A 21,921-nucleotide genomic window follows, 5' to 3' on the forward strand; every position below is an offset into this window, starting at 1 on the left:
GTTGCCTGTTCCCTATTCCCTATTCCCTTCTTTGATAAGATTGCTATATTACATCCTTTCTAATACCTGAATTCCCAACAAAGATAATCCTAATTTTAGGGTTCTAGCGGTTAAGTCACACAAAATTAAGCGGGATGTTCTCTGTGGTTCTTGGGCATCCAGCACCCGAACTCCTCGATCGCGGTCATAAAACTGATTGAATTTTTTACTCAGTTCATACAAATATTCACATAAGCGATGGGGCAATAAATCTTGCTCTACAGTATTAATAACTTCATCGAGTTGAAGTAAATATTTTGCCAGCGCTAATTCGGTTTCATGCTCTAACACTACAGCATGATTTCCTAATTCCTGAAAGTTAATTTCACCTTTGCGGCTAATCCCTTGAATCCGGGCATAAGCATATAGCATATAGGGCGCAGTATTGCCTTTAAGATCCAGCATTTTGTCGTAACTGAAAACATAGTTGCTGGTGCGGTTTTGGCTTAAATCTGCATACTTAACTGCACTAATTCCAACGACCTTGGCAACTTCATTAATAAATTCTTCAGTTTCTTGGCGTTCTTCTTCCTGTAACCTAGCTTTTAGGTCTGTGTGGGCACGAGCGATCGCTTCATCTAACAAATCCCGCAACCGCACGGTATCACCAGAACGAGTTTTGAATTTCTTACCATCTTCCCCAAGTACCAATCCAAAGGGTACATGCACTAATTCCACATCGTCGGGAATCCATCCGGCTTTGTTGGCTACCTGGAAAACCTGAGCAAAATGGTTTGCTTGTCCAGCATCCGTTACATAAATTATCCGCTTTGCTTCATCCTGCTGAATCCGATAACGAAGGGATGCTAAATCTGTAGTGGCGTAGTTATAACCGCCATCTGATTTTTGCACAATTAAAGGTAGAGGTTCACCTTCCCTATTTGTAAAGCCTTCCAGAAAAACGCATTTTGCCCCCTGGTTTTCTACTAGTAATCCAGATTTTTCTAAATCTTCCACAATTCCTGGTAACAAGGGATTGTAGAAAGATTCGCCGCGTTCAATTAACTTGATATCCAACAAATCATAAATTACTTGAAACTCTTGGCGTGATTGTTCGCAGAGTAATTTCCAAGCATGGAGTGTATCTTGGGCACCTGCTTGTAATCTGACAACTTCTTGGCGTGCTGTTTCTTGAAAAGCTTCATCAGCATCAAACCGCTGCTTGGCTTGGCGGTAAAAAGTGACTAAATCGCCGATATCTAAAGCATTAGCAGTAGTTAGGGCTTCGGGGTACACTTCCCGCAGATAGGCAATTAACATGCCAAATTGCGTACCCCAATCACCGATATGATTTAACCGCAGCACATCATGTCCTTGAAATTCGAGAACGCGAGCGATCGCATCACCGATGATTGTAGAACGTAAATGTCCGACATGCATATCTTTCGCAATATTCGGACTAGAAAAATCCACAATTTCCCGTTGTGGCGTTTTGGCAGTTGGAATTCCTAACCTGGGATCTGTTTGAATAGAGTCCAGTTGTGCTTCTAAGTATGCTGTTTTTAGTTTCAGATTGATAAATCCTGGCCCAGCAATTTCTGGTGGTTCGCAGATTTGCGATACATCTAATTTCTCAACTATGGCAGATGCGATTATTCTTGGTTGCTTTCCTAGCTTTTTACTCAGGGATAAAGCTACATTTGCCTGATAATCACCAAATTTAGGATTACTAGCAGGAACCAAAATTGGATCTATTCCAATAAACTCAGGGCCAAAAGCTCCGACTAAAGCCTGCTCAAGCTGAACTTTTAATTTTTCTTGTGTAGGGTTCATATATGAATTCTATCTGCAAGGGGGGTGATGTAGCTCTGGAAAAGCTTGATTATTTTAACCTTAAAATATATTCATCAAGGCAAAGCAAAGACAGGTCGTTGACTGTTGACTGTGAACCGTCAACGATGAGCCAGGGCGCAGAACAGGGGGTTCTCCCCATGATTAACCGGCGTTAGCGACTGTGCATCACCCTCAAGAGTCAACAGTTAAGGTAATTCTAAGAAATAAATTATTCAATCTTGTAGGGTGGGCGTCTCGCCCGTCCAGTCCACAAGGCAAGATGCCTACCCCACAGGAGTTCAATGGGATATTTTTTTTGCAAGTCCCTAACAGTCTTCTATAAAATTTTTTCCCTAAAAACCCTTCAATATAAATATATAAGGCACTTCAGTGCTTAAAACTAAGATTAAACTTCTAAATTACTCAGATTTCCTTGATTTGATGGACTGCTACGTTTCTCAACGTAAGTACGGAGATAAATTGTATTTGTATAGTTGCGAATTCCATCGCCCAAGGCTGAACTAGATGCGTATGACGCTCCTACTCTACCTATGTACTTCGTTTCAATGAAAATATCTAGAGATTTAGGTTTTAAGCTTTGACTTTATTATTTCTACATCTGGTTTTCATAAAACATATAAACTTATTATCAAATTTTCATCATTTGTCAGTTTAAACCCTCAGTGCTAATAACAGTGTATTACCAAATAAAAAATAGTATTTTTTCAGTAAAAATACTTTAAATGAAGAGCTATTTGAATATAGGAACAAAGCGCAAAAATAAGATTGACTTTCAAGAATCATAGCTGTTAGAAGTAAGAGACAACATAAGAGAGATAGCTGCTCTAAAGAGCATTATCTAAATTGTTTTCCCTACTTAATGACTCTGTTATGAAACGTACTTTATTCACAGCTTTCGTTGCCGCTACAGCTACCTTGACTGGATTAGTATCTAAAGTAGAAACGGCATCTGCTTCTGGTTTTACTTGGAATGATTCTTGGAGTCAACCAACAGTACTTAATAAGTCTCAAACTGGGTTTAATGACGCTCCTTTCCAACAATTTGTTCAAGCAGAAGGCATTGAAATTCCAAACAGCGGTCAGTTTAAATTAGACCCCACTAAATTAAATCTAAAATACGACCATGATGTTTCTGTTTATTTCATCAATGAAGGTGCTGGTTATAGAAACCAGTTAGCCTTCGATGCCGCAGGAACTACTAATAAATCTGGGCTAGTTTTTAACGATATTTCTTGTGAAGGAGACGGTTGTGTTGGTGGTTGGGGTGGTAATGCACTCAAACTGGGTGATGGGGTAAATCTTGGTACTTTTACCGCAGGTACTCAACTGGATTTCTGGTTAAGAGCTGATGGTCTCAATCGTGGTAGTTCTGCTAATATCTTTGGTACAGACACTGCTTCTAATGCTGACGGACTACAGCACGCAGTTGCTTATGCATACAACAACTACATTATTCTGGCATTCGAGGATTTATACGGTGGTTTACACGCTTCTGGGATAGATTCTGCAACTGGTAAGTGGAACGAAGGTTCTGACCGTGACTTTAATGATGTAATCGTTGTTCTTGATGTCGGTGAGGCCAATGTTAAAGGCTTAATCGGTGCTACCGTTCCAGAACCATCTGTTACTTTGTCAATGTTTGCCGTAGGAGCAGTTAGCATGTTTGGATTACGTCGTCGCCGTAAAACCCGTACAATCTAACTAATTTTGCAACGTTGTTTATTTTAGGTGCTTTTACTTTTCTTGGACAATAACGACCGATCGCTAGCATCTTCACCCGTATATCTACTATACGGGTGAATTTATGTGTATGGTAGTATTTGTGTTCTACATACCACGATCGCGTTCTAAATCTTCAATGACTTTTTGCAAATACCATTCCTCTGACATTCCAGGATAATAATCCTGCTTTTGTTCAATTAATCGTTCGGCAATTTCCCAATATCCCCCCACCATTCGCAAAAGTCGCTGGCGTAGCAGGTTATAATTTTGTTTTTTAAACTGTGGACTAAATTTTTGAATTTTTTCTAGGCTGCTTAAGACTTGTTGATAATTTCCCCAGTCTTCTTGTTCGCAAAAAATACTCGCGGCGTGTTGATAATTGTCCACAGCATTTTGCATTTCTTCGATGCAAGAATAGGCAATGCCGCGATTGTAATAAGCTTGACCATCATGAGGATTGATTTGCAGTGCTTGGGTGTAATCTTGAATTGCACCGAGATAGTTGCCCATTGCCCGGTAGGCATTACCTCTGGCAATATACACTAAGGCATCTTCTGGTTGTAGCTGGAGTGCTTGATTCAGGTCTGCGATCGCTCCGGTATGATCTCCTAATACAGAACGAGCTTTGCCTCGATTGCGATAGACAATGGCATCTTGAAAATTTAGTCGCAATGCTTGATTAAAATCTGCGATCGCTTCTCGATAATTGCCCATTTTACAGCGTACAACACCACGACAACAGTAAGCTTGGGCATCTTGCGGATCGGCTTGCAATACCCAGTTTAAATCTGCTAGTGCTTCTTGGGTATCTCCTTTTTCAGCCTTTTCTAATAATTGCGTGAAATATTCTTTTGTCGATAAAATCGGCGCATTTACAGAATGCGATGGCTGTACAGTAGATAATTCTTGGGGTTGTAGCTGTTTAATTTGTTCTAAGCACAGGCGACAATTTTCTTTGTCTTGCTGCTCTAGATATAACGTAGCAGCTTTTTTAAAGTTAGCGATGGCATCTTGAATATAACCCTGTTTGCGCCGCACCATTCCCCGCAGTTGATAAGCAGCAGCATATTTGAGATTGAAACGAATAGCGCGTTCAACGTCTTCCAATGCTCCCGGCAAATTTTTGAGGGCTAATCTTGCCAATGCACGACAATAATATGCATCTACACTCTCAGGATTAAGTTTCAGAGCCTCAGTATAATCTGAAACAGCTTTGAGGAATGCTCCTGAGTCATAGTATGCCAAACCACGTTGCAAATAAGCTTCAATAAAATAAGGTGTTAATTGTAAAGCCTGGTTAAATTCCTCAATTGCTCCAGCGTAGTCTTTTCGCTTAGCTTTGGACAATCCTCTATTGTAATATTCCTTATTCATGGCATTTATTTACTTGATTGAGTTAGCAAAATTCGAGCAGGGTTGCTTAGTAGCCTCACTTATAGAGTTACTCTTGATATTGTAATTATTCAGCGTAACTTTGCTTGATTTCGTATTTTTAGCTGAATCTGCTGAATTACATCACAATTTGGTATTCTTCAGTCAAAATTGGCAAGTCCAACACGTTTAATACCTTGGTTGTTAACAAATCCTTGTCTAATTGATTAAGTTGTAATCTACTTTATATCCAATATATTTATTTTCTAAAATCTACCTCCAGGTAATTTTTAATTAGCAGGTATTACCACTAAGCTGACAAAGTAATGCAGAATATTTATACGCTTATACCATATGGTAGATATCTATATTATTGACCTATTTGTAATTGGTCTACTTTTATTAATAGTTACATTGGGTTCTGGTTGGATTTCTCGATTACCTCTTTCTTTTGCGATTATCTATTTACTTGTTGGTATTTTCTTAGGCCCTTACGGCTTTGGGCTGATTCAACTACGTCAAGAAGAAGTCTTTAATGCTGAATTACTAAAAAAAATCACAGAAATCGTAGTGATTATTTCTGTATTTAGCTGCGGTTTAAGAATTGTTCGTCCTCTGAAGCTAGAAATTTGGGGAATTACAGCTCGATTAATTGGATTGTTAATGCCAATTTCAATTTTTACTTTGGCTGCTGTAGGTAAATTATTTTTAGGAATGAGTTGGGGAGAAGCAATTTTATTAGGAGCAATTCTCGCTCCAACCGATCCAGTGTTAGCTTCGGAAGTTCAATTGACTGATGTCAAAGATAAAGATGAGTTACGCTTTGGTTTAACTTCTGAAGGTGGTTTAAATGATGCTTTAGCTTTTCCATTTGTTTATTTTGGAATTTATGCTCTCAAAGATGAAGCCTGGGGAAATTGGTTTAAACAGTGGATTTTAGTTGATGTAATTTGGGCTATTGCTGCCGGTATTGTCATGGGATTTGTTGTCGCCAAAGCAGTAGTTTGGTTAGATCAAAAAATTCAAAAACGTCGTCAAGTCGATGAATTGATGGAAGATTTCGTGGCGATCGCTATAATTTTGTTAACCTATTCGTTAACAGAAATTGTCAATGGGTATGGATTTTTAGCTGTATTTGTTGCTGGATTAGTAGTTCAACGCAGTTATCTAAACCCTGATAAACCACTAAACCAATTAGAATTTATCGAGCGCATGGAAAAGCTCTTAGAAGTTGGGACAATTTTAATATTGGGGTCGATTTTATTAGTCAAGCCCATGTTAAATTATGCCGCTCAATCTTTGTTAGTCATATTTTTGTTGTTTGTCATCATCCGACCTTTAGGAGTCTGGATTAGTACAATCGGAAAACGTCCTCTATATTCTCACCGCCGTACTTTGAACCCAGAAACGCGCTTATTATTCGGTTGGTTTGGGATTCGTGGTGTTGGTTCTTTATATTATCTTGCTTATGCTTTTGGGAAAGGCTTAGAAGGCGAAGTGGCAGAACAAATTTCCTGGATAACTTACACTACGATTGTAATTTCTGTAATTGTACATGGCATTAGTGCAACTCCTTTGATGCAGTGGTATGAAAAACGAATTGCCAAGTACGCAAAGCCTACTCCTCCTGACACAATTGATGAATTTGAGTAACAATAAATGATTTGTTAACTGTTGACTGATGACTGTTAGCCGTCAACAGTCATCATTATTAATATGAAACGCTATTGCCTGTTACTTTTTCAACAGCTTTCTCTAGTAAATTAGGTTCAGAATTTTTTTCAGCCTTCAAATTCCTTTCGTAAGCTTTCTCTAAAGTTTGCAGATTTTGAGAATCTTTTACCGCTTGTTCGTAAGCTTCTTGTCGTGCTTCTTCTTGAACGCCTACACCTGGATCGTATTCGTTGGCACGATTAATTTTTTCTTCTGGAGTTGGTTTATACTCTGGAGGTACTAGCTTTAATTCTTCAAGAGTAGTTGCATAACTAGCTTGCTGAATAAAAAGGAACGAAGCAGATAAGCTAATAAACATTATTAAGCTAACAATTAACAAGCTGCCTAGAGCTTTCTTGCAGGTTAATAAAATTTTTGACACGGAAAAGCTCTCCTAATTTAGTGATTTTTTGCTTTGAGCCTTTGTTATTTCTGTATAAATAGACTCATTGTTTGAGGCTCAAAGGCATCCTAATTGTTTAAGTTAAGTTTTCCTTCTACCGTAAGGTATATTAATTTTTGTTATAACCAGTTGTGATGAATTTTAATTCCTCGGCTTTCCATAGCATATTCAAATAAATCTGTTGGTAATGCTTCTTCTACAGGATAAACACCTGGTTTTTTGAGTTTGCCTTCTAGTAACAATTGGGCAATACTACCAGTGCCACAACCAGATGCAATTGCTGTATTTTCATGCACGAGATTTGAGCAATAAACGGCTGTTTTACCATTTTTTTGCCCTGTTACTTCTGAACGAACTGCCACGCCAATTCCAGTAAAATTATCAGTGAAATCTGTCATTGAATGACTGACATAAGAGAGAAATTCAATTGCGTAACGCCGCTGCATTAACCATTTAGGAAAAATATGTGCTGCAATCCAAGTTAGATGATTATAAAAATCGGGTACAGAACCAAATTTAGTAATTACAGTTTTCACTGAGGGAAATGCATGAGGTAGTGTAAAGGTTTCTGGCATATCAAACCAGTAAACTCCACTGTCTTTATAGGGAGAGGGAAATTCAACTATTTCTCGTTCGCTGTAAGGCTTGACTATTTCCCATTTTCCATTTATCCAAGCGGCAAAAGGATGTTGCAATCCTAGAAAAGTTGTTCGCATTACTGTAATACCAGCACCGCCAGAACCAGAAACTAAATAACTTAAATGGATCTTTTCTGGTTTATCGAATTGTTCCACATCCTGACGTACCATACTGTTAGAAATACCGGGAAAAATGCCGGTATTAATAATTGCCGTAACTCCAGCAGCCGCAGCTTGTTCGTGATAATTCAGAGCTTTGCTAGTATAAGAACGATGGTCGCTAACATCTAGATAGTTAACGCCTTGAGCAATACAAGTTTCTAAAACATTAGTATCTCTATAATGAAATGGCCCGGCACAGTGGATGACTAAATTAGAATTGGCGATCGCTTTTCTTAATTTATCAGTTTCTTGTAAGTCTAATACTAAAAACTCTACTTGCCCTTTTGAAGATGAGCTAACACTTTTTCCAGTTTGGGCAGAACGTCCAGTAATTGTAATTTGTGCCTGTGTGTAGTTAGCTAAATCTTGAGCAACACTGCTGCCAATGCGCCCCCGTCCGCCAAGGATTAAAACTTTATCTGTCATTACTCCAGTATTAGCAACGCCAACTTTATTTCATCAGTTTTTTGTCTCCTTTGTCATCAGTTATAAGTGTGATTTATATTATTTAATGAAATTCTTCCTACAGATATGTTGTAGGGGCGCACCGCTATGCACCCCTACTATAGGTTTCTACATTTGCGCTTCAATTTGCCTGACCACAGTTAGCGCAGAATAACTTACCCCAGCAGTACCTTCGCCGGGATGGGTGGAGTCACCCACTAACCACAGATGTTCGATTGGTGTACGATTGGCAAAACCAAAGGGGCCAAAGGTGGGGATTCTTTGACCGATACCGCCAACGATACCGTGATGGCGTCCTGTGTAATGTGCAAAGCTGCGCGGTGTTGCAGCTTCTAGATGGATAATGGTTTCTGGTTTGAGATAAAAGTATTGGGCAAGACGAGCGATGGCTTGTTGGGTATACTTTTGTTTTAATTTTGGATAATCTTGAGTTTGCCACCAAGGTGCAGGATCGACGAATGAGGAAGCGATAATCGTTGCTTTCCCCTCTGGGGCGCGACCATCTCCAGGATGACTGACGGAAACGAATAAGGAATTATTTTCGCCAATGGGGCCATTGGCATCATACATAAATTGTAGATGGGGCGGACATTCCAAGGGGATAGCACTGGCGTCTACACCCAAATAAACCACAAACGCGCCGGATGCTTGGGGTAGTTTTTCCACTCTGTTTTGATAACCAGATGGGGCTTTTTCTCCTAATAACTGCACCAAGTTTTGTACGGTGACGTTGCTAACTACATGGTCGGCGGCTTCTGTCCACACTTGACCGGTTTTCTGATTTCTAATGACTACAGCATTGGCTTTGCCGTTTTCTACTTTGATTTGTTCTACTGTGTGGCGCATCAACAATTTGCCACCATCTCGTTCTAAGGATTCTACCAGGCGATCGCTTAATACTTGCATACTACCTTGGAGATGAAACAATCCCTGGGGCAGTTGCGATACACTCAAGGCTGTGGCGGCGTAAAGTAATGCTGTTTCCTCTGCATTCACTTGGGAATACAACTTCAGTTGCAAATCTAAAAATGTTCTCAATCTTCGGTCATGTCCCAACCCACATAATCGTAAAGCATCTCCCACCGTCAAGAAAGTGAAAGGCACAGTAATTAATGTACTGGGACGTAGTGCTTGCGTTAACTGCCACAAATCCCATAAATTGCGGGGTGGTAGCACTGGGTCGCGCCCTTGAAATTCCCAACTAGCATTAAATAAAGTCGCCATTAATTGCCAGAATGGTTCGCTACCAGGAAACTGCCTTTGCCGTTCCTCTCGCCATTTTTCTGGGTCGCGCCAAACATTAATGGGGGTACTTTCTCCAGGTAAATACACCGCACAAGCAGGATCGCATGGCGTTGCTGCTGGTAAATCTATTTCTAATTCTGAGAAAATTCGATGGTGAATTCCCCCTGGTTCTAAGCCTGCAACTTGGGTTGCGCCTACGTCAAAGGTGAATCCTTGGCGTTTAAATGTAGATGCACACCCTCCCGGTACAATGGCTTGATCTAAGATTAAAACGCTGTAACCTCTATGGGCTAATAATGCCCCTGCTGTCAGTCCACCGATTCCTGCACCAATGACGACGACACGAGATTGAGTTTTGTTTACAGAAATCTTGGACATTGATACTTAATTTTTATAATTCTTAACATTCTTACTCATAATTTTACAGCGTGATTGATTAAACTTAGTGGTTCATCGCATTAATTTTGAGGTTAAGAGAACGAACCGCAAAGGACGCAAAGAGCACAAAGGAGATGAATTAACTTTTTAATTTCTGTTTTTCTTACTCTTTGTTTGCGTACTTTGCGTTACCCTGCGTCAAGCCGCTGGGGGTCTACGTTTACACTCTCAGAACCAATGGAACAGACTAGTAGTAGATAAGATAAAAGAGTAACGTAGCTTCCCCACTGAAGTAAGTAGCAATGACCTCAACCCTGGACAAATTTCCTCGTTTAAATGCTCCAAACCTGCATAAATTACCGAATGGTTTGACAATTGTAGCCGAGCAGATGCCAGTTGAAGCCGTGAACCTCAGCTTGTGGATAAAAGTTGGCTCATCTGCCGAATCTGACGCCATTAACGGTATGGCTCACTTTTTAGAGCATATGATTTTTAAAGGAACAGAACGACTGGCTAGCGGTGAATTTGAACGTCGAATTGAAGAACGGGGTGCTGTCACCAATGCTGCTACTAGCCAAGACTATACTCATTACTATATAACCACTGCTCCGAAAGATTTTGCTGAGCTTGCGCCATTACAAATTGATGTAGTAACTAATGCCAGTATTCCCGATGATGCCTTTGAACGGGAACGATTAGTAGTTTTAGAAGAAATTAGACGTTCACAAGATAATCCCCGCCGCCGCACTTATCGACGCGCAATGGAAACAGCGTTTGATAAGTTACCCTATCGGCGTGCGGTTTTGGGGCCAGAGGAAGTCATTGCTGGACTAAAACCCCAGCAAATGCGGGATTTTCATGCTATTTGGTATCAACCCCAATCAATTACCGCTGTAGCTGTGGGCAATTTGCCTGTGGAAGAATTAATTGCAATTGTTAGCGAATCATTTACACAAGTTCTAAAAACTCCCCACTCACCACTCCCCACTCCCTACTTTCCACTCCCTACTGAATCAGCATTTACAGAAATAGTCCGTCGCGAATTCATTGATGAAACTCTGCAACAAGCGAGATTAGTAATGCTGTGGCGAGTTCCGGGAATGGTTGAACTGGAACAAACTTATGGACTGGATGTTTTAGCAGCAATATTGGGACATGGGCGGACATCAAGACTGGTGCAAGATTTAAAAGAAGAACGAAAATTAGTTTCTTCAATTTCAGCCAGCAACATTAGCCATGAGTTCCAAGGTACATTTTATATTTCAGCTAAATGTGCAGTGGAAAATTTAGCGGAAGTAGAAAATGCCATCGCCCAACACATTCGGAGTCTACATACAGAGTTAGTGAAAGAATCAGAAATTGCCCGCGTGCGGCGACGAGTAGCCAACAGATTTATCTTTGGTAACGAAACACCAAGCGATCGCGCCGGGTTATATGGCTATTATCAATCATTGGTGGGAGATTTGGAACCTGCATTTAACTACCCAGCTAAAATTGAGAATCAAGATGCCATTGAGTTAATGCAAGCAGCCAAAGAATATCTTTCTTTCGATGCTTATGGTGTAGTTATTCTCAAGCCATAAGTATTTGAATTTTTTAGGGATGGGGCATTGGGCATGGGGTATGGGAAGAGGACAAGGGAGACAAGGTAGACAAGGTAGCAATCTTTCTCTCCGAAGTTCTGATGGTCGGAAACCTCCGCTCAGACTTCTCTCCTTGTCTCCCTTGTCTCCCCCCTCTCCCCATCTCCCCATCTCCCCCTCTCCCCCTCTCCCCATCTCCCCATCTCCCCTACCTCCTTGTCTCCCTTGTCTACCCCCTCTCCCTCATCCCCCCACTCGCCACTTTACAAAGCTGCATTGTTGGATAGTGTACAAGTAGCGATCGCAGTTATCACTTTAGGTGCTGCTGATACTGGCGTTGCAATCAAAGATGGTAATTTGGGCATTTCTTTAGTTTGTCTAAAGGCGCATCTAAGTTCTCAAATTACCTTTCTAAGATAGAGACAGCGACCAGAAAGTTGCGACAAATAACCCAACTCACAGCGAGTGGCTACGGAGAACACAAAAATGACTCAAGCGCCAGAATCTTTAGACAAGTCTGTCAACGACGCTACAGACAAAGCTTTAGATCGTGATTGTACAACTTTATCACGTCACGTTTTACAGCAACTTCAAAGTTTTTCGGCAGATGCACAAGATTTGAGTGCGCTGATGAATCGTATCGCCCTGGCTGGTAAACTGATTGCGCGGCGCATGAGTCGGGCTGGTTTAATGGAAGGTGTCTTGGGATTCACTGGGGAAGTGAACGTGCAAGGTGAATCCGTTAAAAAAATGGATGTCTATGCCAACGATGTTTTTATCTCTGTATTTAAGCAAAGCGGCTTAGTTTGTCGGCTAGCTTCTGAGGAAATGGAAAAACCTTACTATATCCCAGAAAATTGCCCCATTGGACGTTATACTCTGCTTTACGACCCCATTGACGGTTCATCAAACACTGATATCAATCTCAGCTTAGGTTCCATTTTCGCCATTCGCCAACAAGAAGGAACTGATAGCGATCGCGAAGCAAGTGACCTGTTAGCCAACGGACGCAAGCAAATTGCCGCCGGATACATCCTCTATGGCCCTAGCACAATGCTAGTTTATACTATAGGTAAGGGGGTTCATTCCTTTGTCCTTGACCCCAGTTTAGGCGAATTTATTCTCACAGAAGAAAATATCCGCATTCCCAACCACGGTGCTGTTTACAGCGTTAATGAGGGTAACTTCTGGCAATGGGAAGAATCAATTCGGGAATACATCCGCTACGTTCACCGCACAGAAGGCTATACCGCTCGATATAGCGGAGCAATGGTGAGCGACATCCATAGAATTCTAGTTCAAGGTGGTGTATTTCTCTACCCAGGTACCATTCAAAAACCAGAAGGGAAATTGCGTTTGCTTTATGAAACCGCACCTTTAGCCTTTTTGATCGAGCAAGCAGGCGGTCGTGCCACTACAGGACTAGTTGATATCTTAGACGTAGTGCCAAAAAAATTGCATCAGCGCACACCTTTAATTATTGGTAGTAAAGAAGATGTGGCTAAAGTCGAGTCTTTTATTCAAAACGGTCATTAAATGAGGATGAAAAAACGTCAAGTATGCATTTAGATTTCATTAATTTAAGGTTAATCATGGTGATTTAGGATTGTTGATGCACAATAGCACTTCTGAAAAATCAATTAAGGATTATTTCAGCTGGTCGATGCGATAAGTGATTGGCAACGGCACAATTCAGAAGTCACCGTTAATAATCAACAGTATTCAACACCTAATAATTAACAGATGTGAAATGATAGCTGTTTGAGAAATTGATGGATGCCAACTTCACTAGGAAACATCATACAGGAGTGGGAAAAACTAGGTTATGGCAACCAATCATCTACTAGAAATTAAACAATACGGTCAAAGTATCTGGATGGATAATTTGAGCCGTGACATTATTCAATCAGGGGAACTCCGAGACTTGGTTGAAAATCAAGGAATTGCTGGAATAACTTCCAATCCAGCGATTTTTGAAAAAGCGATCGCAGGCAACGTCATTTATGATGCTGACATAGAAGCCGGAGTTCGAGCTGGTCTACCAACATACAAAATTTACGAATCGCTGATTTTTGCAGATATTCGTAGTGCCTGTGATATTTTACGCCCAGTTTATGAAAGCTCAAATTACCTAGATGGTTATGTGAGTATTGAAGTACCGCCTACCATTGCCCACGATACCCAAGCAACAATAGCCGAAGCCAGACGCTATTTCCAAGAAATTGGGCGGGAAAATTTAATGATTAAAATTCCCGGTACTGAAGCTGGTTTGCCAGCAGTGGAACAAGCTATTTCTGAAGGCATCAATGTTAATATCACATTGCTGTTTTCTGTAGAAAGTTACGTCAACACAGCTTGGGCATATATTCGGGGTTTAGAAAAACGGCTACAGGAAGGTAAAGACATCAGCAAAATAGCTTCAGTGGCCAGTTTCTTCCTCAGCCGGATTGATAACAACATCGACGCCAAAATAGATGCTAAGTTGAAAAAAGGTGTTGATGATATTAACCTCGAAGCCAAGCTCAGAGCTGTTCAAGGAAAAGTAGCGATCGCCAACGCCAAGATTGCCTACCAAGAATACAAGAAAATCATCGAAAGCGAGCGTTGGCAAGCTTTAGCAGCAAAAGGAGCCAAAGTACAGCGGCTACTGTGGGCTAGCACCAGCACTAAAAACCCCAATTACAGCGATGTGATGTATGTCGATGAGTTGATTGGTAAAGATACCGTAAACACCCTACCACCAACCACCATCAAAGCTTGTGCCGATCATTGCAACGTAGGCGTTGGCGAAGCCGACGGCAGGCATCCTATAGAAACAGATGTAGATGAAGCATACAAGCTGATCGAAAACCTCAAAGATCCCGACATCAACATCAATCTCGATACCGTCATGGATGAACTTTTAACTGAAGGTATTGACAAGTTCATCCAGCCGTTCCAGTCCTTGATGAACTCTTTAGAAGAAAAGATCAAGGTATTGTCACCAGTGTAGGGAACAGAAGAGGGGAAAAGGTTAAAGGGTAAAGGGTAAAGGTATAGTTCTTCCCCTTTCCCCCTTCCCCTTTCCCCCTTTCCCTTTCCCCAATCCTAGTACCCAATCTAAAATCCAAAACTTCTATGGTTAGTCTGCTAGAAAACCCCTTGCGCGTTGGTCTGCAACAACAAGGGATGCCCGAACCCCAAATTATAGTTATCTTTGGCGCTTCCGGTGACCTTACCTGGCGCAAACTAGTACCAGCACTTTTCAAATTGCGGCGGGAACGCCGCATTCCACCTGAAATTACCATCGTTGGTGTAGCTCGTCGAGAGTGGAGCCACGAATACTTCCGCGAACAGATGCAAAAGGGCATGGAAGAGGCACACCCCGATGTGGATTTGGGAGAACTCTGGCAAGACTTTTCTCAAGGTCTGTTCTACTGTCCTGGGGATATCGACAAGCCCGAAAGCTATCAAAAACTGAAAAATCTATTAACTGAATTAGACGAAAAACGGGGCACGCGAGGCAATCGGATGTTTTACCTCTCCGTAGCCCCGGCATTCTTTCCCGAAGCAATTAGGCAGTTAGGAACTGCTGGAATGCTAGAAGATGCCTACAAACATCGTCTGGTAATTGAAAAACCCTTTGGTCGTGACTTGGCTTCCGCCCAGAGTCTCAACCAAGTGGTACAGAAATTTTGTAAAGAAAATCAAGTCTATCGCATCGACCACTACTTGGGTAAAGAAACAGTCCAAAACTTGCTGGTATTTCGCTTTGCCAATGCGATTTTTGAACCCTTGTGGAATCGTCAATTTGTTGACCACGTGCAAATTACTGTGGCAGAAACCGTGGGTGTGGAAGACCGTGCTGGCTACTATGAAAGCGCCGGCGCACTCCGGGATATGTTGCAAAACCACTTAATGCAACTTTACTGCTTGACAGCAATGGAAGCACCAAACTCAATGGATGCCGACAGTATCCGTACTGAAAAAGTTAAGGCATTGCAAGCTACCCGTTTAGCTGATGTCCACAATCTCTCGCGTTCCGCAGTGCGCGGTCAATATAGTGCTGGCTGGATGAAAGGTCAACCAGTACCGGGGTATCGAGAAGAACCAGGTGTCGATCCTAAATCCACAACACCCACCTATGTGGCCATGAAGTTTTTAGTTGATAACTGGCGCTGGCAAGGTGTTCCCTTCTATCTGCGGACTGGCAAGCGGATGCCGAAAAAAGTCAGTGAGATTTCCATCCACTTCCGCGACGTTCCTTCTCGGATGTTTCAATCCGCCGCGCAACAAAGAAACGCCAATATTTTGGCAATGCGGATTCAGCCCAACGAAGGAATTTCCCTGCGCTTTGACGTGAAAATGCCAGGAGCAGAATTCCGCACCCGTTCTGTGGATATGGATTTTAGTTACGGCTCCTTTGGTATCCAAGCAACTTCCGATGCCTACGATCGCCTTTTCCTCGATTGTATGATGGGGGATCAAACATTATTCACCCGCGCCGACGAAGTAGAAGCAGCTTGGCAAGTAGTAACCCCAGCCCTTTCAGTTTGGGATGCACCCGCAGACCCAAACTCCATTCCCCAGTACGAAGCCGGTACTTGGGAACCAGCCGAAGCCGAATTCCTAATTAACCAGGATGGCCGTCGCTGGCGCAGACTGTAAATAGTTTGGAGTTTGGAGTTTGGAGTTTAGAGTTAGGAGTTTGGAGTTTGGAGTTTAGAGTTTAAAGTTTGGAGTAGAGACGCGATTAATCAAGTCTTTCCAAAAGTTAGAAGTTACAAGCTAACAATTATTAACTCAAAACCGATAACTCATAACTCATAACTCATAGCTAACAACTCATAACTCATAACTCATAACTCCTAACTCATAACCCCTAACCCCTAACCCCTAATCCCTAATCCCTAACTTATCCAAAATCCAAAATTGACTATGGCTCCCCAAGCTCCTACTATTTTTTCACTCCAAGCTCCGAAGGATATTTCACTCACAGAAATAGAAGCGGAACTAAATCAAATCTGGCAAAGTTACGGCATTACTGGCGAAGATGGCGGACTTCCTGCTGCTACTCGTGCTACAACATTTACTTTAGTGGTTTACGAACCAGAAGAAACTCAGTATCTTTTAGCTACCTTGGGTTTTTATAACGGGCCACTGGATGGAATTTTAGGGCCTCAGATGGAAGCTGCCCTGCGACAAGTACAAATAAAATATTCACTGCCAGAAACTGGAACCGCAACACCTGAAACCTTGGCTATATTGCGAGAAGAATTCACCAAACGTCAGGGAAATGACGCTAATGGAGATAATAATTCTTCCTATAACTTAAATGCCCCAAGCCCCAGGATTGCTGATGAAATCGCTCTCCGTAATCCCTGCCGGATTATTGCTTTATTCCCCATTACTGGAGAAGATGAAGGGGTCAAGGCTCAAGTTTCTGCTTATTGCCCCATCCAAAAGCAATCCTCCAGTACACTGATTTGTTGCGAATACATCACTCTGAGTGGCACTGCTGCTGCTTTGGAACGCGTAGGGGGGATGATTCCAGCATTGTTGATTGGTGGCTTGCCTAAATTCCTTTGGTGGAAGGCAACACCAGACCCAAACAACACTTTATTCAAGCGGCTGGCAGCAGTTTGCAATAACGTAATTGTGGATTCTTGCCGCTTTAATGAGCCAGAAAGTGACTTACTCCGCCTCCAAGAATTGGTGGAAACTGGCGTTCCTTTAGCGGACTTGAACTGGCGTCGCCTGTCAGCATGGCAGGAATTAACGGCTGAAGCTTACGACCCACCCCACCGTCGTGCTGCTCTCAAAGAAATTGATAGAGTAACAATTGATTACGAAAAAGGCAACCCCGCACAAGCACTACTATTTTTGGGCTGGCTGGCAAGTCGGCTAGAATGGCTGCCTGTTTCTTATCAAAAGGAAAGCGGAGATTACGACATCACTCGTATTCGTTTCCTTGCCAAAGACCAGCGACAAGTAGAAGCCGAGTTAGCCGGAGTTCCAGTTGCTGATGTGGGTGACATTATTGGTGACTTGACTGCTATCCGCTTGAGTTCCACAAATACCCAGGCAGATTGTGGTACAGTAATCTGCTCAGAAACCGGTGGTTGTATGCGGATGGAAACACACGGTGGTGCCCAAGCTGCTGGTCTGTTTCAACAAGTCAGTTCCCTTTCAGAACAAAAGGCCGAAGCATTGCTGAGCCAACAGGTGCAACGCTGGGGTCGTGAGTCACTTTTTGAAGAAAGTCTAGGAGCGATCGCGAAAACTTTTAAGCTGAATAATTGAGGGAACTCGAAAAAATAAATTATTCGGCTTCAGTTTGTTGACTGTTGACTGTTGACTGTGAAGCTTCAACGGTCAACAGTTTTCTGTTGGGTTTAAAGACCTTGCAATAAAGTAGAGAAAATAGGGATAAAACTGTTCCCTATTTCCTATCTTTATGAAAAGACTTTTTCAGCAAGCCTTACTTAGCGCTAACTAAACCATTGTGCCTCAAGAGAGCGATGGTACTTGGTTCGCGACCGCGAAAAGTTTTAAACACTTGCATAGGATGTTTTCCACCACCAAGTGCTAATACGGTATCTCGATAGCGGCGTCCTGTCGCTTTTATAGCTTCTTCATTTTCTAGCCCTGCTTCTTCAAAAGCGGCAAAGGCATCAGCACTCAGTACTTCAGCCCACTTGTAACTGTAGTAACCGGCTGCGTAACCACCCTCAAATATGTGCCCAAAAGCACATAACATTGAATCCTCTGGTAGTGGTGGTAAAACGGTAGTAGTCTTAGCTATGCGATGGCGTACATCTGCGGGTGTTTCATCACCACTAGAACGATAGCGGTGGTGTAGTTCTAAATCAACGCTGCTAAAGTGAAGCTGCCGTAGCATAGCAGTACCACTCATATAATTACGCGCCGCCAGCAGTTTTTGATAATAATGTTCTGGTAGAGCTTCTCCTGTTTCGTAATGCTTCGCCATACCGAATAAAGTCAGTCGCTCATAGCACCAGTTTTCCATAAACTGGCTAGGTAGTTCCACTGCATCCCATTCCACATTGTTAATGCCTGCGGCTCCTGCATAATCAACCTTGGTGAGCATGTGGTGTAATCCATGACCAAATTCATGAAACAAAGTCTCTACTTCATAGAAGGTCATTAAACTAGGTTTACCATCAACTGGCGGAGTTTGGTTACATATCAAGTAACTTACAGGTAAGCGGATGCTAGTTACATCGTTTTCTGTGATTTTGGCACGGTTGATGCACACATCCATCCAAGCACCACCACGTTTTTCTGCGGGACGGCTATAGGGGTCTAAGTAAAAGTAAGCTATGGGAGAACCAGTTTCATCGGCAATCTGGAAATAACGAACATCTTCATGCCATACTGGGGCTTGACCGTCGGCAGGGGTGACAGTGACGCCAAACAAACGTTTGACCAGTCCAAACAAGCCATCCAGCACTTGGGGAAGGGGAAAGTAAGGACGTAATTCTTCAGCTGTAAAGGCAAATTTTGTCTCTCGTTGGCGTTCTGCCCAAAAGGTAATATCCCAGTGCTGTAAATCTTGATATTCTTTTCCATGTGATGCAGCAAAAGCCTGGAGTTCTTCTAAGTCTTTGACAGCAGCATCGTAACTAGCTTGACGTAGTTCTTCTAATAATGCTTCCACTGCTTGAACATTGGGAGCCATTTTACTTGCAAGACTCAATTCGGCATAACTTCCAAAACCGAGTAAATCTGCGAGTTCTTGCCGTAACTCCAAAATCCGCTCTATTAAAGGGTTATTATCTAAATCGCCACTGGAAGCGCGGGTGACATAAGCTTTGTAAAGCTTTTCGCGTAAATCTCGGCGGGTGCTGTGCTGCATGAAAGGGCCGTAGCTGGGGAAGTCCAAAGTAATACGCCAAGGGCCATTTTCTGGTGTAGCGTTAATTTCACCAGCCTCACGAGCAGCTTGGGCTGTTAAGCTTACTAAGCTTGGAGGTAAACCGTCAATTTCGGCTTTTGTTGTCAAGGTTAAGCTAAAACTTTTCGTAGCATCCAGTACATGGTTAGAGAATTTTGTTGAAAGTTCTGCTAATTCCATCTGAATGACATTGAAACGGTCTCTGGCTTCTCCTTCTAGGCCAACACCAGAAAGTTCTGCATCTCGGATGGCGGCTTCTACAATGCGCTGTTGGGCTGGTTCTAAAGTTTCCCAACTCTCACTAGCACGGAGTACTTTAAATGCATTGTAGATGGGTTGGCTTTGACCAAGCTTGTTGATAAATTGTATTACCTGTGGCTGTATGGTTTGATGAGCTTCCCGCAGTTCAGGGCTGTTTTTGACACCCATTAAATGATTTACTATCCCCCAACTCCAAGTAAGGCGTTCAGTCAGCTTTTCTAGGGGTTTTACTAAACCTTCCCAAGTAGGCTCTACATTGGCTTCTAAAGCCGCAAGCTGGTCATCAAGTTCTGCCAGCAATTGCTTAAAGGCTGGTACTACTCGTTCTGGTTTAATCTCTGCAAATGGAGGTAAGCCAGTGCCTTGGAGTAAAGGATTATCAAAAAGAATGGTACTTGCACTCATGTTTTTCTTTGAACTGCGGATGAATAAAAATCAACAATGATTTCTATTTATATATTTATTTATATATCTTCTAATGTAGCGATCGCTGTGCTAATTAGTCTCGCCATTTTGGCACGGAGGTGTGGGAGTGTTGACTGTTGACTGTTGACTGAGGAATTTATCGTACATGGGACTTTTGTATGGCGAGCGAGAAATTAAGGGTTTAGGCTGGGCATTGGGGGGTGAGCGAAAAAAGGTGTGGGGAGTGTGGGAGGTGTGGGAAGTGTGGGGAGTGTGGAGGGTAATTTTTTGGATACTTAGCTAGAAATCCCACACAAAATTTCGTTCACCCGACATTGGGTAATAAAAAATTCCCTATGCCCTATTCCTGACCTCAACAAAATAATTTCACTGCATAAGTCCTGACTGTTAACCATCAACCGTCAACCGTCAACCGTCAAGGCTTCGACTCCGCTCAGCCTTGACCCTGAGCGAAGTCGAAGGGTCAACAGTCTTCTCTGAAATATTTGTTGACTCGAAAGTCCCTTAAACTAACTGTTTTACCTGTGATTTTGCCAATTCACTGGGTGCGATCGCTCCATTTTCTGTAATGATGGCTGTAATCAATTCGGCTGGGGTGACATCGAATGCTGGGTTGTAAAAATCTACACCACGAGGTGTCAGCATTGTGTCGCCTACTTGATAGATTTCTGTGGGATCGCGTTCTTCAATGGGAATTTTGCTGCCATCGGCTAGTGCAAAATCAACGGTGGAAAGGGGTGCAGCAACGAAGAAGGGTATATTATGTGCTTTAGCCGCGATCGCTACACTATATGTACCAATTTTATTCGCAGTGTCACCATTAGCAGCAATGCGATCGGCACCCACAACCACTGCATGAATCAAACCCTGTTTCATGCAATGGGCTGCCATGTTATCGGTAATTAATGTCACGGGAATTCCTTCTTGGACGCATTCCCAAGTGGTGAGTTTTGCACCTTGCAAACGGGGACGGGTTTCGTCGGCAAATAAACGCCCTAAACGTCCTTTTCTCCAAGCCGAACGCACAACACCCAAGGCTGTACCATAACCCGCTGTGGCTAATGCACCGGCGTTACAGTGGGTAAGTAATGTCAGCTTTTCTGGGGTAGCAGGTAAAACAGCTAAACCATTGTCACCGATGGCTTGACAGGTTTGCAAATCTTCTGTGTTGATTGCTTCGGCAGTTTGCAGGAGAATTTGTTTGATTTCTTCTACTGTTCCCAAGGTTTCGTAGGCAGTTTTGAGCATCCGACTAATTGCCCAAAATAAATTTACTGCTGTGGGACGAGTAGAACGCAACAACTCGGCTACTTTATCTAAGTGTTGCAGAAATTCCTGGCGATCGCTCGTCTCAATTTCCCGCGCCCCAAGATACATTCCATAAGCCGCAGCCACACCAATTGCAGGCGCACCCCGCACAATCATCGTTTTAATCGCCTGCGCCATGTCTTCACTGCGGTGAATTTCTACAAATGTATATTCGTTGGGTAGGCGGGTTTGGTCAATTAGTGACACTGAGTTGTTGTGCCAAATGACTGGATAAACCTGGTTTGTAGAACGTGTCATAAAAAAAGTATTATAATACCTTTTAACTTTGTTGAGAGAATAATAACTTTTTACAGATTGAAATCAAAGCAGTTTTCTGTTGAACAATTACAGCTTTATTTTAATTAATAAACTTGCTTTAAATTTTAGCAAAATTTCATTTGTAAGGGCTAACGGCTGTACCCTACGGTAAGGCAAAGCCTACGCCCCTACCCATTAACCTCATTTACCTAAAAAACTCTATAGCAGTCCTAAATCATTTGTGAAATCTTGCTGCTG

General features: G+C 42.3%; 17 protein-coding genes. 9 read left to right on the forward strand and 8 right to left on the reverse strand.

The window, feature by feature from the left end; translation table 11 throughout:
* Positions 1 to 48: 48 nt before the first annotated feature.
* A complete protein-coding gene (gene argS, locus VF06_RS17155; protein ID WP_099069902.1) occupies positions 49 to 1,812 on the reverse strand; it encodes an arginine--tRNA ligase in 1,764 nt (587 codons plus the stop codon).
* A gap of 891 nt (positions 1,813 to 2,703) precedes the next feature.
* Here argS and VF06_RS17160 point away from each other — a divergent pair.
* On the forward strand, positions 2,704 to 3,534 hold the full coding sequence (locus VF06_RS17160; RefSeq protein ID WP_099069903.1) for a DUF4114 domain-containing protein: 831 nt from the start codon (positions 2,704 to 2,706) through the stop codon (positions 3,532 to 3,534).
* A gap of 126 nt (positions 3,535 to 3,660) precedes the next feature.
* On the opposite strand, the gene VF06_RS17165 is transcribed toward VF06_RS17160, so the two are convergent.
* Complete coding sequence (locus VF06_RS17165) at positions 3,661 to 4,929, reverse strand: tetratricopeptide repeat protein (protein WP_099069904.1); 1,269 nt, start codon at positions 4,927 to 4,929, stop codon at positions 3,661 to 3,663.
* Positions 4,930 to 5,280: 351 nt separating this feature from the next.
* On the opposite strand from VF06_RS17165, the gene VF06_RS17170 reads away from it, so the two are divergent.
* Positions 5,281 to 6,579 carry a cation:proton antiporter gene (locus VF06_RS17170; protein ID WP_099069905.1) on the forward strand — a complete coding sequence of 433 codons (1,299 nt, stop codon included), beginning with the start codon at positions 5,281 to 5,283 and terminating at the stop codon, positions 6,577 to 6,579.
* Positions 6,580 to 6,637: 58 nt separating this feature from the next.
* Here the strand turns inward: VF06_RS17170 and VF06_RS17175 are convergent, their stop codons facing one another.
* The 3 genes from VF06_RS17175 to crtD form a co-directional block, all read right to left on the reverse strand.
* On the reverse strand, positions 6,638 to 7,021 hold the full coding sequence (locus VF06_RS17175) for a hypothetical protein (RefSeq protein WP_099069906.1): 384 nt from the start codon (positions 7,019 to 7,021) through the stop codon (positions 6,638 to 6,640).
* A 140-nt stretch (positions 7,022 to 7,161) separates the two neighbouring features.
* Entirely contained in the window at positions 7,162 to 8,268 is a 1,107-nt protein-coding gene (locus tag VF06_RS17180) for a saccharopine dehydrogenase family protein (RefSeq protein ID WP_099069907.1), read from the reverse strand.
* 147 nt (positions 8,269 to 8,415) lie between these two features.
* Complete coding sequence (gene crtD, locus VF06_RS17185; protein WP_099069908.1) at positions 8,416 to 9,930, reverse strand: C-3',4' desaturase CrtD; 1,515 nt, start codon at positions 9,928 to 9,930, stop codon at positions 8,416 to 8,418.
* Positions 9,931 to 10,232: 302 nt separating this feature from the next.
* On the opposite strand from crtD, the gene VF06_RS17190 reads away from it, so the two are divergent.
* Positions 10,233 to 11,513, forward strand: coding sequence for a M16 family metallopeptidase (locus VF06_RS17190; protein ID WP_099069909.1), 1,281 nt, complete (start codon positions 10,233 to 10,235; stop codon positions 11,511 to 11,513).
* Positions 11,514 to 11,526: 13 nt separating this feature from the next.
* Here the strand turns inward: VF06_RS17190 and VF06_RS40880 are convergent, their stop codons facing one another.
* Positions 11,527 to 11,676: a hypothetical protein gene (locus tag VF06_RS40880; protein WP_180267401.1), complete on the reverse strand. Its 150-nt coding sequence runs from the start codon at positions 11,674 to 11,676 to the stop codon at positions 11,527 to 11,529.
* 116 nt (positions 11,677 to 11,792) lie between these two features.
* Here VF06_RS40880 and VF06_RS40885 point away from each other — a divergent pair, with 116 nt between their 5' ends.
* From VF06_RS40885 to opcA, 5 genes are all read left to right on the forward strand, one after another.
* Positions 11,793 to 11,933: a hypothetical protein gene (locus VF06_RS40885; RefSeq protein WP_180269798.1), complete on the forward strand. Its 141-nt coding sequence runs from the start codon at positions 11,793 to 11,795 to the stop codon at positions 11,931 to 11,933.
* A gap of 66 nt (positions 11,934 to 11,999) precedes the next feature.
* The gene (fbp, locus tag VF06_RS17195; RefSeq protein ID WP_099068527.1) at positions 12,000 to 13,049 is read left to right on the forward strand and encodes a class 1 fructose-bisphosphatase; all 1,050 of its coding nucleotides are present in this window, start codon (positions 12,000 to 12,002) and stop codon (positions 13,047 to 13,049) included.
* 289 nt (positions 13,050 to 13,338) lie between these two features.
* Positions 13,339 to 14,505 carry a transaldolase gene (tal, locus tag VF06_RS17200; RefSeq protein WP_099068526.1) on the forward strand — a complete coding sequence of 389 codons (1,167 nt, stop codon included), beginning with the start codon at positions 13,339 to 13,341 and terminating at the stop codon, positions 14,503 to 14,505.
* Positions 14,506 to 14,630: 125 nt separating this feature from the next.
* The gene (gene zwf, locus VF06_RS17205) at positions 14,631 to 16,160 is read left to right on the forward strand and encodes a glucose-6-phosphate dehydrogenase (protein WP_099068525.1); all 1,530 of its coding nucleotides are present in this window, start codon (positions 14,631 to 14,633) and stop codon (positions 16,158 to 16,160) included.
* 270 nt (positions 16,161 to 16,430) lie between these two features.
* Positions 16,431 to 17,795 (forward strand): glucose-6-phosphate dehydrogenase assembly protein OpcA, encoded by a 1,365-nt coding sequence (opcA, locus tag VF06_RS17210; RefSeq protein WP_099068524.1) that lies wholly within the window; start codon positions 16,431 to 16,433, stop codon positions 17,793 to 17,795.
* 178 nt (positions 17,796 to 17,973) lie between these two features.
* Here the strand turns inward: opcA and VF06_RS17215 are convergent, their stop codons facing one another.
* Positions 17,974 to 20,076: a M3 family metallopeptidase gene (locus tag VF06_RS17215; RefSeq protein WP_099073520.1), complete on the reverse strand. Its 2,103-nt coding sequence runs from the start codon at positions 20,074 to 20,076 to the stop codon at positions 17,974 to 17,976.
* Positions 20,077 to 20,242: 166 nt separating this feature from the next.
* On the opposite strand from VF06_RS17215, the gene VF06_RS40890 reads away from it, so the two are divergent.
* Entirely contained in the window at positions 20,243 to 20,380 is a 138-nt protein-coding gene (locus VF06_RS40890; protein WP_180267477.1) for a hypothetical protein, read from the forward strand.
* A 221-nt stretch (positions 20,381 to 20,601) separates the two neighbouring features.
* Here VF06_RS40890 and mtnA read toward each other — a convergent pair whose 3' ends face one another.
* Positions 20,602 to 21,663: an S-methyl-5-thioribose-1-phosphate isomerase gene (gene mtnA, locus VF06_RS17220; protein WP_099068522.1), complete on the reverse strand. Its 1,062-nt coding sequence runs from the start codon at positions 21,661 to 21,663 to the stop codon at positions 20,602 to 20,604.
* Between the last annotated feature and the right edge of the window lie 258 nt (positions 21,664 to 21,921).

Origin of the sequence: Nostoc linckia z4, assembly GCF_002608075.1 — a bacterium.
Lineage (GTDB): Bacteria > Cyanobacteriota > Cyanobacteriia > Cyanobacteriales > Nostocaceae > Nostoc > Nostoc linckia.

What these genes read in the sequence shown, in the direction of transcription:
- VF06_RS40880 (WP_180267401.1), bottom strand. Translation starts at nt 11,676, where the DNA reads ATGGGGAGAGGGGGGAGACAAGGGAGACAAGGAGAGAAGTCTGAGCGG.
- crtD (WP_099069908.1), bottom strand. Translation starts at nt 9,930, where the DNA reads ATGTCCAAGATTTCTGTAAACAAAACTCAATCTCGTGTCGTCGTCATT.
- VF06_RS17180 (WP_099069907.1), bottom strand. Translation starts at nt 8,268, where the DNA reads ATGACAGATAAAGTTTTAATCCTTGGCGGACGGGGGCGCATTGGCAGC.
- argS (WP_099069902.1), bottom strand. Translation starts at nt 1,812, where the DNA reads ATGAACCCTACACAAGAAAAATTAAAAGTTCAGCTTGAGCAGGCTTTA.
- VF06_RS17215 (WP_099073520.1), bottom strand. Translation starts at nt 20,076, where the DNA reads ATGAGTGCAAGTACCATTCTTTTTGATAATCCTTTACTCCAAGGCACT.
- VF06_RS17170 (WP_099069905.1), top strand. Translation starts at nt 5,281, where the DNA reads ATGGTAGATATCTATATTATTGACCTATTTGTAATTGGTCTACTTTTA.
- VF06_RS40890 (WP_180267477.1), top strand. Translation starts at nt 20,243, where the DNA reads ATGGGACTTTTGTATGGCGAGCGAGAAATTAAGGGTTTAGGCTGGGCA.
- mtnA (WP_099068522.1), bottom strand. Translation starts at nt 21,663, where the DNA reads ATGACACGTTCTACAAACCAGGTTTATCCAGTCATTTGGCACAACAAC.
- opcA (WP_099068524.1), top strand. Translation starts at nt 16,431, where the DNA reads ATGGCTCCCCAAGCTCCTACTATTTTTTCACTCCAAGCTCCGAAGGAT.
- tal (WP_099068526.1), top strand. Translation starts at nt 13,339, where the DNA reads ATGGCAACCAATCATCTACTAGAAATTAAACAATACGGTCAAAGTATC.
- VF06_RS17190 (WP_099069909.1), top strand. Translation starts at nt 10,233, where the DNA reads ATGACCTCAACCCTGGACAAATTTCCTCGTTTAAATGCTCCAAACCTG.
- VF06_RS17165 (WP_099069904.1), bottom strand. Translation starts at nt 4,929, where the DNA reads ATGAATAAGGAATATTACAATAGAGGATTGTCCAAAGCTAAGCGAAAA.
- fbp (WP_099068527.1), top strand. Translation starts at nt 12,000, where the DNA reads ATGACTCAAGCGCCAGAATCTTTAGACAAGTCTGTCAACGACGCTACA.
- VF06_RS17160 (WP_099069903.1), top strand. Translation starts at nt 2,704, where the DNA reads ATGAAACGTACTTTATTCACAGCTTTCGTTGCCGCTACAGCTACCTTG.
- zwf (WP_099068525.1), top strand. Translation starts at nt 14,631, where the DNA reads ATGGTTAGTCTGCTAGAAAACCCCTTGCGCGTTGGTCTGCAACAACAA.